The organism is Cupriavidus sp. GW823-FHT07A04 (assembly GCF_058794615.1).
The window spans coordinates 352360-364780 of sequence record NZ_JBXAHA010000002.1; the positions used below are offsets into that span (position 1 = coordinate 352360).

Sequence of the window (12421 nt, forward strand, 5' to 3'; positions counted from 1 at the left end):
TCTCGCGTGAAGCGCACCCAGGACCGTTCCAGCAGCACCGCCCCGGACGCCGCCGGCACCGCCACGCTGGTGGACGTTGCGCAAGCAGCTGGTGTATCGCTAGCCACCGCATCGCGCGCGTTCAACAGCCCGGCGCTGGTGCGCGAAGGCACCGCGCAGCGCGTGCTGGAAGCCGCACGGCGGCTGAGCTTTCGCCCCAACCTGCTCGGCAGCAAGCTGCGCGCGCAGCAAAGCCGGATGATTGGCGTGATGCTGCCCACCCTGGAAAACGCCGTGTTCGCCGAATGCTGGCGCGGCATCGAGGACGCCGCGCTGGCCGCCGGCTACTCGCTGATGCTGGTGACCAGCGCCTACGACCCCGCGCGCGAACGCGAGCGCATCGAATACCTGCTGCGCCACCGGGTCGACGGCATGGTGCTCACGGTGGCCGACGCCGCCCGCAGCGCCGTGCTCGACCAGCTCGATGCCGAAGGCGTGCCCTATGTGCTGGCCTACAACCAGGCAGCCGCGCGCGGCCAGCGCCACTCCGTCTCCGTGGACAACCGCGGCAGCGCCCGCGAAGGCGTGCAAGCCCTGATCGCGGCAGGGCACCGCCGCATCCGCGTGGTCTCTGGCGCCTTCATCGCCTCCGACCGCGCGCGCCAGCGCTTCGAGGGCTACCGCGACGCCATGCACGCGCACGGCCTGGAAGCCGCACCACCGCTTTGCCTGCCCACCCACATCGCCAGCAACGCTGACCAGATCGGCGCGCTGGCCGCCGGGCCGGATGCGCCCACCGCCTTTTTTTGCACCAACGACCTGCTGGCGATCGGCGTGATTTCCGACCTGAAGCGGCTCGGCCTGCGCGTGCCGCGCGACATTTCCGTGCTGGGCTACGACGGCATCGCGCTGGGCGCGCTGGTGGAGCCGCCACTGGCATCGGTGGTGCAGCCCAACACCGAAATCGGCGAGCGCGCCGTTGCGCAGTTGCTTCAGCGCTTCGGCCTCGCAGCAACCGGCGTATCCAACGTATCCGGCATACCCAACGTATCCGGCGCCAGGCCCGGGCGCATTACCTTGCTGCCCCACGGCCTGCGCCTGGGCGGCACGGTAGCCGCACCGGCATGACCCTTCACCCACCGCGTTCCCCCAGCCCTAGCCCTAGCCCTAGCCCTCGTATGCAACCCAAGGAGTTCACCATGCAAGCAACCCGTTCCTGGCACAAACCGCTGCGCCGGATCGCCAGCGCGCTCGGCGCCGCCGCCGTCTGCGCATTCAGCCAGGGCGCGGCAGCGCAAACCGCGATCTGCTACAACTGCCCGCCCGAATGGGCAGATTGGGCCTCGCAGATCCGCGCCATCAAGGAAAAGACCGGCGTCACGGTGCCGCATGACAACAAGAACTCCGGCCAGTCGCTCGCGCAGCTGGTCGCCGAAAAAGGCAGCCCGGTAGCGGACGTGGTGTACTACGGCGTGACCTTCGGCATCCAGGCCAAGAAGGACGGCGTCACCGCCCCCTACAAGCCGGCCCACTGGAACGACATCCCCGACGGCCTCAAGGACCCGCAAGGCAACTGGTTCGCCATCCACTCCGGCACGCTCGGCTTCATGGTCAACGTCGACGCGCTGCGCGGCAAGCCCGTGCCGCAGTCCTGGGCCGACCTGCTCAAACCCGAGTACAAGGGCCTGATCGGCTACCTCGACCCGGCCAGCGCCTTTGTCGGCTACGTCGGCGCGGTTGCCGTCAACCAGGCGATGGGCGGCTCGATGGACAACTTCGGCCCGGCCTTCAAGTACTTCCGCGACCTGCAGAAGAACCAGCCCATCGTCCCCAAGCAAACCGCCTATGCCCGCGTGCTCTCCGGCGAGATCCCGATCCTGCTGGACTACGACTTCAACGCTTACCGCGCCCGCTACAAGGACAAGTCCAACGTGGCCTTCGTGATTCCGAAGGAAGGCACGGTGGTGGTGCCGTACGTGATGAGCCTGGTGAACAAGGCACCGCACGATGCACAAGGCAAGAAGGTGCTGGACTTTGTGCTGTCCGATGAAGGGCAAGCCCTGTGGGCCAATGCCTACCTGCGCCCCGTGCGCAGCGCCGCCGTGCCCAAGGAAGTGCAAGCGCGGTTCCTGCCGGCAGCGGATTACGCCCGCGCCAAGCCGGTGGATTTCGGAAAGATGGCAGATGCGCAGAAAGGCTTCAGCGAGCAGTATCTGAAGGAAGTCCGTTAAACGGCGAGCGCAAGTGGATGAGTGCAGCATCGCAAGCTTGACGGCGCCCGCCCTGTCCCCCGTCCCGTCTCCCACAAGTAGGAGAGGGCGCCAACCAGCGGACATAGCGAACGATTCGGTGTAGCCGTGTTTCCCGCCCGAAGGGGCGGGAAACACCCACGGCGATGCGAAGCGAGCCGTGGAGGTGTGCCAAGGCCGTATGGGGCGCCTCGGGATTCGGCGAAAAGAGCGGAAAAGAGGGACCCATGTCTGAGTATCGCCCTAAGGCGATGCGAGTTTGGGTCCCGGCCGCTCTTTTCGTCGAAGCCCGAGGGGGTGTCGCCCCATCCGGCGCGCCTTCTTTGCCTACTTTCTTGGCAAGACAAGAAAGTAGGTCGCCGCGCCGCAGGCGTGGTGAAACTGAAGTTGCAGTTGAAGCTGAAGTTGAAGTTGAAGTTGAAGTTAAGCAGCCCCCCATGAACCCAAGCAACCACCGTTGAAGCTGATCCTCCCCAACCCCGGGAAAAAGCAAACCCATCATGCCTAAACGAAGCCCCCCACTCCTCCTCTTCGCCCTCCCGGCCCTGATCGTCTTCTTCGCCTTCTTCTGCCTGCCCATGGCAAAGCTGCTGGCGATCAGCGTCACGGGTGAAAAAGGCGCGAGCGTCTACTGGACCGTCATCTCAAGCGAGCGCTATCTGCACAGCCTGATGGTCACCGTGCTGCTATCGGCAACGGTCACGCTGGCCACCCTGATCATCGCCGGCATCACCGGCACCTTCCTGGAGCGCAACGCCGTGCCCGGAAAGGCTCTGCTGGTCGCCATGCTGACGTTCCCGCTAGCCTTCCCCGGCGTTGTCATCGGCTTCATGGTCATCATGCTGGGCGGGCGCAACGGCCTGCTCGCCATGGTGGGCGACTGGCTGGTGGGAGACCGCTGGACCTTTGCGTACGGTCTCGCCGGCCTGTTCGTCGGCTACCTGTACTTCTCCATCCCGCGCGTGATCCTGACGGTGATGGCAGCCGTTGCCAAGCTCGACGCATCGCTGGAAGAAGCCGCCCGATCGCTCGGCGCGGGCCGCTGGCGCGTGGTGCGCGACGTGATGTTGCCCGCGCTGATGCCGGCCATGATTTCCAGCGGCGCGATCTGCTTCGCCACCAGCATGGGCGCCTTCGGCACGGCCTTCACGCTGGCCACGCAGCTCGATGTCTTGCCGCTGACCATCTACAACGAGTTCACCAACTACGCCAACTTCGGCATGGCCGCCGCACTGTCCCTGCTGCTCGGCACGGTCACCTGGGCCTTGCTGGCGGTGGCGCGCTGGTTCTCGGGCGACGCTGTCGCCGCTACTGCCTGAGGCTACCCATGATGACGTCTTCCCGCCGCGGCAATGCCTACTGGCTGCAGCTCGCGCTTACCCTTCTGGTATGCCTGTTCATGGTGGTACCGGTGGTGCTGTCCGTGCTGGCCGGCCTCACCAACAACATCTTTGTCGGCGTGTCCAGCGGCCTCACCACGCGCTGGCTGGTAGAGGTGTGGGCGCTCTACCGCAACACCATCTTCCTGTCGCTGGGCATTGCCCTGGCATGCCTGGCTTGCACCCTGGTGCTGGGCGTGCCCGCGGCCTACTACATGGCGCTGCGGCGCGGGCGCGTGACGCGCCTGATCGAGGAGCTGCTGATGCTGCCGGTGGCGGTGCCAGGGCTGGCCACCGCGCTTGGGCTGATCCTGCTCTATGGTGGCTGGCAGGCGTTCCGCACGAGCTGGGTGTTTATCCTCGTGGGCCATGTGCTGTTTACGTTGCCGTTCATGGTGCGCTCGGTGCTGGCCATCATGTCGGCCATCGATATCCGCACGCTGGAGGACGCTGCCGCCAGCCTGGGCGCAAACCGCCTGCAGCGCTTCTTCACCGTGGTGCTGCCGAACTGCCGCCAGGGCATCCTGGCCGGGGCGCTGATGGTGGTAACGCTGTCGGTGGGGGAGTTCAACCTGACCTGGATGCTGCATACGCCCACCACGCAGACGCTGCCCGTGGGGCTGGCCGACAGCTACGCCTCGATGCGGCTGGAGATCGGCTCGGCCTACACCATCGTGTTTTTCTTCATGATCATCCCGCTGCTGGTGCTGATGCAGGGCTTGTCCGCGCTGGGCGCGCGCGCCCGCAAGCACCAGCCGCTTGCCGACGGCGCCGACGCCAGAACGATCCCCGGCACCGATCCGCTCTCCACTTCCGAGGCCCGCCATGCATGAACCGACCACCATCACGCTGCGCCACTGCGGCAAGACCTTCGCCGACGGCACGCTGGCGCTGCAACCGCTCGACCTAGACATCGGCGCAGGCGAGACCGTGGTGCTGCTCGGCCCCTCGGGCTGCGGCAAGACCACCACACTGCGCATCATCGCCGGGCTGGAGTTCCCCGACGCCGGCGGCGTGGTGATGTTTGGCGACAACGATGTGACGCCGCTGCCGATCGAGCAGCGCGGCGTGGGCATGGTGTTCCAGAGCTACGCACTGTTCCCCAACATGACCGTGGCGGAGAACATCGCCTACGGCCTGCGCGTGCGCCGCATCGACGCCGCCGCGCGCCGCCGCCGGGTGGACGAGATGCTGGCCATGATGCATCTGGGGCCTTTTGCCGAGCGGCGCATCGACCAGTTGTCCGGCGGCCAGCGCCAGCGCGTGGCGCTGGCCCGCGCCATTGCCGTGCAGCCGCGCGTGCTGCTGCTCGATGAGCCGCTGACCGCGCTGGACGCCAAGCTGCGCGACGCCTTGCGTGCCGACATCAACCAGTTGCTGCGCAGCCTGCATATCACCGCCGTCTACGTCACCCACGACCAGGCCGAGGCAATGGCGCTGGGCGACCGCATCATCGTGATGGACCGTGGCCGCATCGCGCAGACCGGCACGCCGCAGCAGATCTACCGCGCGCCGGCCAATGCCTTCGTGGCGGATTTCATCGGCACCATGAACCGCCTGCCGGCCGTGCTGGAGGCCAATGCCTGGCGCGTGCCGGGCGGCCTGGTGCCACGCCATGGCACCGCCGCAAGCCTCGCCGCCGCGCCCTCGCCGCGCGCCGAACTGCTGTTCCGCCCCGAAGACGTCGCGCTGGCACAGGCCGAGGATGCCCACCTGGGCGGCTCGGTCGTCACCGCGCTGTTCCTGGGCAACTACACACGCTTGCTGGTCGACGTGGGCGCGCCGGCGCCGCTTGTCGTCGACACCACCCGGCGCGATGGCTGGCTCGCGGGCGACCGCGTGGGCCTGCGCCTCGATACCGGCCACCTGATCACGCTCCCCGAAGCGCTCTGCGCATGAACACCACCAACGACAACCCGGCCGGCACCTACCTGCTGGCCCACATCACCGACCTGCACATCAAGGCCGGCGGCAAGCTGTCCTACCGCATGGTAGACACCGCAGGCGCGCTGCGGCGCTGCATCGCGTCGCTGCTGGCGGCGCCGCAGCAGCCCGACTCCGTCGTCATCACCGGCGACCTGGTGGACTTCGGCACCGAGGAGGAATACCGCTTCCTGCGCGGCATCCTGCAAACGCTGCCGATGCCGGTGCGGCTCTTGCCCGGCAACCATGATCACCGCGCCACGCTGCGCCGCGTGTTTGCCGATCACCATTACCTGTTCGCCAACGGCGACGGTGACGCGCCGGTTCACTACAGTGTGGAGGCCGGGCCACTACGCCTGGTGGCCTTCGACTGCACGGTGCCGGGAAAGCCGGGCGGCCGGGTCGATCCCGCCGCGCTGCCGTGGCTCGAGGCCACGCTCGCGGCCGAACCTGGCAGGCCTACGCTGTTGATGCTCCACCACCCGCCCTTTCATACCGGCATCGGCCACATGGACCAGCAGGGCCTGAAGGATGCAGCGCTGCTGGAGGCGGTGGTGCGCAGGCACCCGACCGTCGAGCGCGTGTTGTGCGGCCACCTGCACCGGCACATCACGCACCGCTTTGGCGGCACCATCGCCATGACGGCGCCGGGTCCCGCGCATCAGGTCACGCTCGATCTCGATCCGCAGGCGGCCTCGCGGTTTCGCATGGAGCCGCCCGGCTACCTGCTGCATCAGTGGGATTCCGCGCATGGGCTGGTCAGCCACGCGGTGGTGATCGGTGACTTTGGCGCAGACCATCCTTTCTTCGATGCCGCGGGCAAGCTGATCGACTGACTGGCCGGTCAGTCAACTAAGAAGGCATCGGCAAATCGGCCTGCAACAGGTTGCATCCCCGGGCGGGGGGCCTATCCGGCGGCGCGAAACCGTGGGCCAAAAAAAACCCACTGCCGGGTGGTAGTGGGTAACAAAAGTGGTATGGGCGAGTCGCGGAAATCACCCATGCGTGCATGGTGACACCAGACGTGCGCGAACAAAATAATCCTTCTGGACTAGTGCCCATCCCTGCGCCAAGCCGCCGGCGCCCGCATGCGGCAGATCATTTCCCGCGAGCGCCAGCGCACAGGCGATCTGCAGGGCGGCACCACGCCAGACCCCGCTGCGCCCCACCCTTCCTTTCCCCTCTTTAGTGGGGAAATAGACAAGCCCACCATAATCGAGTCCAATTCGCCCTGGCGCTCGCTTCGACCGGAGCGCAGCGCGTCACATTTTGCTCCACTTGTTCCATCGGCCGCAGCCTGCGCGCCGTGCGCCGGCCAACCCCAACCCATGCTCAACGCCCACCTGCTGCTGATCGACGACCACACCCTGTTCCGCACCGGCCTGCGCCTGGTGCTGGCAGACAGCCCAAGCGTGGCGAGCATCATCGAGGCGGGCTCCGTCATGGGCGCAGTGGAGGAACACCGCGCCGCCAGCGTGGATATCATCCTGCTGGATATCCAGATGCCCGGCCTCAACGGAATCGAGGGCATCAAGGTGTTGCGCCGCCACTTCTGCGCAGCGCGCATCCTGATCGTGTCCGGCACCTCCGGGCTGGAAACCATTCCCGCCGCCGCGCGCAAGGAGATTGCCGGCTTCCTGCCAAAATCCGCGAGCAGCGGCGAGATCGAAGACGCCATCGCCTCTTGCCTTCGCGGTGACACGTACTTCAACGCCGGCGCCGACTGCGCCGACTGCGGCAACCCGGATGGCCATGCCGGCGGCAACGCGTACCAGGGCTACCAGGCCAGTTCGCTCACGCCGCGCCAGCTCGAGGTGCTGGACCAGCTCAGCCAGGGCCGCTCCAACAAGATCATTGCCTATCATCTGGGGCTCTCGGAAAACACCGTGCGCGTGCACGTGGCGGCCATTCTCGATTACCTGGGCGTGGTCAGCCGCGTCGAGGCGGTGCTGGAAGCCCAGCGCCGTGGCCTGGTGCAGACGGGCAGGTAAGCCATGGCGTTTCTCCTCCCTCGCTTTGACGAACCGCGGCTGCTGGCCGCGCAAATGGAACTGATCGACCAGAGCTTCGGCATCGCCATGCTGGGCTGCGCGTTAGCGGCGTTCATCCTGGCCCTCGGCCTGGTCCTTGGCGGCGGGCATCCGGGTGCGTTGCCCTGGGCGCTGACGATGGGGCTGGCCTGCGCCGCCGGGCATTTCGGGCGGCGCCTGATGCCCGAGCGCACGGCCGAAGCCCATGCCGGGCGCTACGCGCGCAGCATGACGCTGCTGCTGACGCTGATCGGCGCGCTCTGGGGACTGGCGGCGTGGCTCTACATGGATGTGAGCACGCCCGCGACGGTGATCTGCATCCTCTCGCTGATCGCGGGCATGAGCGCGGCCGCGCTGGCGGTGTTCTCCGCCTGCCTGCCGGTTGCCGTGGGGTTCTTCATCCCGGCCATCGTGCCGGTCTGGGCGGTCTTCATCGCCACCGGCGACGTCGCCTACCTGCCCATGTTCCTCGGCGCGCCGCTTTATCTCATGGTGCTGATGATCTTTGCGCGCAACTATGCGCGCGTGGCACGGCACGGCATTGCGCTGCGCTTTGCCAATGTGGAGCTGATCTCGCAGTTGCGCGAGCAGACAGCCCGCGCTGAATATGCCCAACGCGAGGCCGAGGAAGCCAACCGCGCCAAATCCGTGTTCCTCGCCTCGGCCAGCCACGACCTGCGCCAGCCCCTGCATGCGCTCGGCTTGTTCGTGGTCACGCTGGGCCGCTCCGAGCTCACCGACAAGCAGCGCCAGTTGCTCACGCACATCGAGGCTGCCTCCGGGGCGGCGCGCGAAATGCTCAACACGCTACTGGACTTCTCCAAGGTGGACGCGGGCGTGATCACCGCCCGGCCGCGCGCCTTCCGCCTGCAGCCCTTGCTCTACAAGCTGGAGAACGAGTTTGCGCCGCAGGCCGACGGCCGCGGCCTGTTCTACCGGACCCGGGATACCACCGCCACGGTGTTCGCCGACCCGACGCTGGTCGAGCTGATCCTGCGCAACCTGATCGCCAATGCGATCCGCTATACCACCCAGGGCGGCGTGCTGGTGGCATGCCGCCGCCGGGGTGAGCGCACGATGATCGAGGTCTGGGATACCGGGATCGGCATTCCCATGACCCAGCATCGCGCGATCTTCAAGGAATTCCACCAGTTGGGTAATCCGGAGCGGGACCAGCGCAAGGGCCTCGGGCTAGGCCTGGCTATCGTGGAAGGGCTGGCGCGCACCATCTCCACCCGGATCCTGCTGAACTCTCGGCCTGGCCGCGGATCGGTCTTCCGCTTCGCCCTGCCCCTGACTGAGGACCGCGCCGAAACCCAGCCCGCCGGCTTGCATCACAAGCCGAGCCTGAAGGGATTGCGCGTGCTGGTGATCGACGACGACCAGGAAATCCGGGTCGCCATGACGGCGCTGCTGGAGAGCTGGCAATCGGTGTGCCTGGCCGTGGAGTCCGAGGAAGACGCGCTGGCCGCGCTTGGCGCCTTCCAGCCCGACCTGCTGCTGGCCGACTATCGCCTGCGCAGCGAGCGCACCGGCCAAGAAGCCATGATGGCGATCCGCGAGCGGCTAGGACACGCCATTCCCACCGTCATCATCACCGGCGATACCGCCCCGGACCGCCTGCGCAGCGTCCATGCCGGGGGTGCCGCGCTGCTGCACAAGCCAGTTGTGGCGCATCAGTTGCATACAGCCATGACGGCGCTGTTGCGCAATGCCGGCTGGCGACAGGACATCCCCCGGGGCGCCGCGGTCCGGGCAACACGCGCCGAAGGCTGACGGGCGCGTCTGCCCCGCTTTTATCCCGTCTTGATTCATGCTTTTTTCGTATTAATCAATCCGTCCTATTAATTGGACTTAGTGCCAACGCCCACCCACACTGCATCGTGACAGCAGGCACGGGCGTCACTGGCAAGCCGTATTGCTTCCGCTAACGTGCCGCGAGGTTCACCGACCCCAAGTCACCGATCCCAAGCGAGGAGCAACCATGAGCACGCAGCCCCAACTGCCAAGACACGACCTGCTGATCGACGGCAAGCGCCTGCCACCCGGCACCGGGGAGTACTCCACCGACATCAATCCGGCCACCGAGCTCCCGATCGCCCTGGTCGCGCAGGGCAGCGCGGCCGACGTCGACCTGGCCGTGACCGCCGCCCGCGCCGCGCTCAAGGTCTGGTGCGGCCTGCGCGCGGCCGAGCGTGGCCGCATCCTGTACCGCTTTGCCGACCTGCTGGAAGCGAACCAGGAAGAGCTGATCGCGCTGGAAAGCCTGGATGCCGGCAAGCCGCTGGCCGCCGTACGGCGCCAGGACATGCCGGCGGTGATCGACACCGTGCGCTATTACGCAGGCTGGGCCGACAAGATCAACGGCCAGGTGGTGCCAACCCGCCCCGGCGCGCTGACCTACACCGTGCGCGAGCCGGTGGGCGTGGTCGCCGCCATCGTGCCGTGGAATTTCCCGCTGATGATCGGCATGTGGAAGATCGCCCCTGCGCTGGCCTGCGGCTGCACCCTCATCGTCAAACCCGCCGAGATCACGCCGCTGACCGCGCTGCGCGTGGGCGAGCTGGCACTGCAGGCCGGGTTGCCGCCCGGCGTGCTCAATATTGTCACCGGCAAGGGCAGCGTCGTGGGCAATGCGCTGGTGGCCCATCCCGGCATCGACAAGGTGACGTTCACCGGCTCGCCCGGCGTGGGGCGCGGCATCATGCAAGGCGCCGCCGCCAACTTCAAGCGCGTCACGCTGGAGCTCGGCGGCAAGTCCGCCAACCTGATCTTCGCCGACGCCAACGTGGATGCCGCGGTGCGCGCCGCCGCCTCGGGCATCTTCTTCAATGCGGGGCAAGTCTGCTCGGCCGGCTCGCGCATCCTGGCGCAGCGCGAGGTCTATGACGAAGTGGTGGAAAAGCTGGCGGCGCGCGCCGCCTCGATCCGCGTGGGAGACCCCGCCGCGCCGGACACCACCATGGGGCCGCTGGTGTCGTCCGCGCAAATGAAGACCGTGCTGGACTATGTGGAGATCGGCAAGCGCGAAGGCGCCATCGCCGTGACCGGCGGCGAGCGCGTGGGCGGCAAGGGCTACTACGTGCAGCCCACCGTATTCGCCAACGTCCGGCACGAGATGCGGGTCTCGCAGGAGGAAATTTTCGGACCGGTTGCCAGCGTGATCCGCTTCGAGGACGAGGCCGACGCCGTGCGCATCGCCAACGGCACCGCGTTCAGCCTGGCGGCGGGCGTGTGGAGCGCCGACATCGGCCGCGTGCACCAGGTGGCCGCCGAGCTCAAGGCCGGCACGGTGTGGATCAACACCTATGGCCACACCGACGTGCGCCTGCCCTGGGGCGGGGCCGGCGACTCGGGGCTGGGCCGGGAGCATGGCGACGCTGCCATCGACAACTTCACCGAGCCCAAGGCGATCTGGCTGTCGCTGCGGCAATAGTGGCCAACCTGCGGCGCGAGCGTGGAGCGGGGGCGGCCATTCTTGCGCGGGGCTACATCTTCGGGATGCGCAAGGTCTTGCTGATCATCAGCGAGCCGGAGAGCACGAACAGCAGCGCGAGCGGATGCAGGTCCGCAGGGCCGATCGACCACACGCCGCCGTAGAGCGCATCGCCCACCCGGCCCTGCCACGCGCAAAAGGCCAGCACGGCAGTCAGCAGCACGCTGGTGGGAATCGGCGTGCCCTCGAAATACGCTACCTTGCCGCTGCCCTCGGACAAGATCTCGGCGGTGACATTGAAGCGTGCCAGCCGGCTCACGCCGCAGCAGACGAAGTAGATCAGCGCCGCCATGTCCCAGCCGCCGCGCATGCCCGCGGCAAACGCCAGCGTGGCCGGGCCGACCCCGAAGGAAATGATGTCGGCGAGCGAGTCCAGCTCGCGGCCCAGCGCGGAATGCTGGTGGCGCCAGCGCGCGATGCGCCCGTCCAGCACGTCGAAAATGAAGGCCGCAGGCGCCAGCGCTGCCGCCGCCATGAAATGCGCTGGCAAACCCGAAGCGATGTAGAACATGGCGAAAAACACCGATGCCATGCCGCAGGCGGCGTTGCCCAGTGTGAACAGATCGGCAAGATGCAACTCGCGGATCATGGAGAAATGCTTGGGACGTTCTGGTGTGGATGCCATGGCGGCGGGCTCCTGAATCCTCTGGCGCGTAAGACTGTCGGAATGACGGTCGGAAAACAAGGTTTGCCCGCAACAAGCAAACCAGGCAATCGATCTGGCTAGTCTGGCTAGAAATGCAATCCCGCTGCGTGCAGCGCGCTTGCGGTCTGCGCGGCGCTGGCATGATGCACAGCCTGCCAGCCGAGTGCCGTTGCCGCAGCCACATTGGCCGCGTTGTCGTCGATGAACAGCAGCTCTCCTGGCGCGATGCCCGGCAGGCTGGCATCGATGCGCGCCTGCATGAGCCGGTAGATGGCCGGGTCGGGCTTGGCCACGCCAACCTCGCCGGACACCAGGATATCGCGGAACCATGACAGAAAATCGCCAATACGCTCGGCATAGGGATACGTTTCGCTGGACCAGTTGGTCAGGCCGAACAGTGGCACCTGCGCGTCGTGCAGGCGCTGCAGCAGGGCCACGCCATCGGCCAGCGTACCGCGCAGCATCTGCGGCCAGCGGCCATAGAACGCGCGGATCAGGCCGGCCTGCGCGGGATGCTCGGCCACCAGGGACTCGGTGGCCTCGTGCAGCGGCCTGCCGGCATCCTGGCGGATATTCCACGCCGGCGAGCACACCTCCGACAAGAACCGGGCGCGCTCCTGTGGATCCGGAATCAATTCGCGATACAGGTATTCCGGGTTCCAGTCGAACAGCACACCACCAAAATCGAACACTACGGCACGGACAGTCACGGTATCTCG

General features: G+C 67.1%; 11 protein-coding genes. 9 read left to right on the forward strand and 2 right to left on the reverse strand.

The genetic code is table 11. From position 1 onward, the window contains the following. Nucleotides 1-6 precede the first annotated feature (6 nt). The 9 genes from AC1Q7Q_RS04940 to AC1Q7Q_RS04980 all read left to right on the forward strand — a co-directional run bounded on the left by AC1Q7Q_RS04940 (nt 7) and on the right by AC1Q7Q_RS04980 (nt 10996). The gene (locus AC1Q7Q_RS04940) at nt 7-1107 is read left to right on the forward strand and encodes a substrate-binding domain-containing protein (protein WP_492372072.1); all 1101 of its coding nucleotides are present in this window, start codon (nt 7-9) and stop codon (nt 1105-1107) included. Between the two features lie 71 nt (nt 1108-1178). Next, nucleotides 1179-2210 carry an ABC transporter substrate-binding protein gene (locus tag AC1Q7Q_RS04945; RefSeq protein WP_183032245.1) on the forward strand — a complete coding sequence of 344 codons (1032 nt, stop codon included), beginning with the start codon at nt 1179-1181 and terminating at the stop codon, nt 2208-2210. Between the two features lie 518 nt (nt 2211-2728). Further along, a complete protein-coding gene (locus tag AC1Q7Q_RS04950) occupies nt 2729-3547 on the forward strand; it encodes an ABC transporter permease (RefSeq protein WP_416052326.1) in 819 nt (272 codons plus the stop codon). An 11-nt stretch (nt 3548-3558) separates the two neighbouring features. Further along, nucleotides 3559-4440 (forward strand): ABC transporter permease, encoded by an 882-nt coding sequence (locus AC1Q7Q_RS04955; protein WP_492375212.1) that lies wholly within the window; start codon nt 3559-3561, stop codon nt 4438-4440. Continuing rightward, complete coding sequence (locus AC1Q7Q_RS04960) at nt 4433-5506, forward strand: ABC transporter ATP-binding protein (protein WP_492375200.1); 1074 nt, start codon at nt 4433-4435, stop codon at nt 5504-5506. The genes AC1Q7Q_RS04955 and AC1Q7Q_RS04960 overlap by 8 nt, the downstream gene beginning before the upstream one ends. Continuing rightward, nucleotides 5503-6366, forward strand: a complete 864-nt coding sequence (locus tag AC1Q7Q_RS04965; protein ID WP_492375199.1) for a phosphodiesterase — start codon at nt 5503-5505, stop codon at nt 6364-6366. The genes AC1Q7Q_RS04960 and AC1Q7Q_RS04965 overlap by 4 nt, the downstream gene beginning before the upstream one ends. Before the next feature lie 492 nt (nt 6367-6858). Next, nucleotides 6859-7521 carry a response regulator gene (locus AC1Q7Q_RS04970; RefSeq protein WP_492375198.1) on the forward strand — a complete coding sequence of 221 codons (663 nt, stop codon included), beginning with the start codon at nt 6859-6861 and terminating at the stop codon, nt 7519-7521. A gap of 3 nt (nt 7522-7524) precedes the next feature. After that, on the forward strand, nt 7525-9336 hold the full coding sequence (locus tag AC1Q7Q_RS04975; RefSeq protein ID WP_492375197.1) for an ATP-binding response regulator: 1812 nt from the start codon (nt 7525-7527) through the stop codon (nt 9334-9336). Between the two features lie 208 nt (nt 9337-9544). Next, nucleotides 9545-10996, forward strand: coding sequence for an aldehyde dehydrogenase family protein (locus tag AC1Q7Q_RS04980; protein ID WP_492375196.1), 1452 nt, complete (start codon nt 9545-9547; stop codon nt 10994-10996). 52 nt (nt 10997-11048) lie between these two features. Here AC1Q7Q_RS04980 and AC1Q7Q_RS04985 read toward each other — a convergent pair whose 3' ends face one another. Together AC1Q7Q_RS04985 and AC1Q7Q_RS04990 are read right to left on the reverse strand one after the other, a co-directional pair. Beyond that, nucleotides 11049-11681, reverse strand: coding sequence for a CDP-alcohol phosphatidyltransferase family protein (locus AC1Q7Q_RS04985; protein WP_492375195.1), 633 nt, complete (start codon nt 11679-11681; stop codon nt 11049-11051). 107 nt (nt 11682-11788) lie between these two features. Beyond that, nucleotides 11789-12412 (reverse strand): HAD family hydrolase, encoded by a 624-nt coding sequence (locus AC1Q7Q_RS04990; protein WP_492375194.1) that lies wholly within the window; start codon nt 12410-12412, stop codon nt 11789-11791. Nucleotides 12413-12421: the final 9 nt, after the last annotated feature.

What these genes read in the sequence shown, in the direction of transcription:
- AC1Q7Q_RS04945 (WP_183032245.1), top strand. Translation starts at nt 1,179, where the DNA reads ATGCAAGCAACCCGTTCCTGGCACAAACCGCTGCGCCGGATCGCCAGC.
- AC1Q7Q_RS04950 (WP_416052326.1), top strand. Translation starts at nt 2,729, where the DNA reads ATGCCTAAACGAAGCCCCCCACTCCTCCTCTTCGCCCTCCCGGCCCTG.
- AC1Q7Q_RS04955 (WP_492375212.1), top strand. Translation starts at nt 3,559, where the DNA reads ATGACGTCTTCCCGCCGCGGCAATGCCTACTGGCTGCAGCTCGCGCTT.
- AC1Q7Q_RS04960 (WP_492375200.1), top strand. Translation starts at nt 4,433, where the DNA reads ATGCATGAACCGACCACCATCACGCTGCGCCACTGCGGCAAGACCTTC.
- AC1Q7Q_RS04965 (WP_492375199.1), top strand. Translation starts at nt 5,503, where the DNA reads ATGAACACCACCAACGACAACCCGGCCGGCACCTACCTGCTGGCCCAC.
- AC1Q7Q_RS04970 (WP_492375198.1), top strand. Translation starts at nt 6,859, where the DNA reads ATGCTCAACGCCCACCTGCTGCTGATCGACGACCACACCCTGTTCCGC.
- AC1Q7Q_RS04975 (WP_492375197.1), top strand. Translation starts at nt 7,525, where the DNA reads ATGGCGTTTCTCCTCCCTCGCTTTGACGAACCGCGGCTGCTGGCCGCG.
- AC1Q7Q_RS04980 (WP_492375196.1), top strand. Translation starts at nt 9,545, where the DNA reads ATGAGCACGCAGCCCCAACTGCCAAGACACGACCTGCTGATCGACGGC.
- AC1Q7Q_RS04985 (WP_492375195.1), bottom strand. Translation starts at nt 11,681, where the DNA reads ATGGCATCCACACCAGAACGTCCCAAGCATTTCTCCATGATCCGCGAG.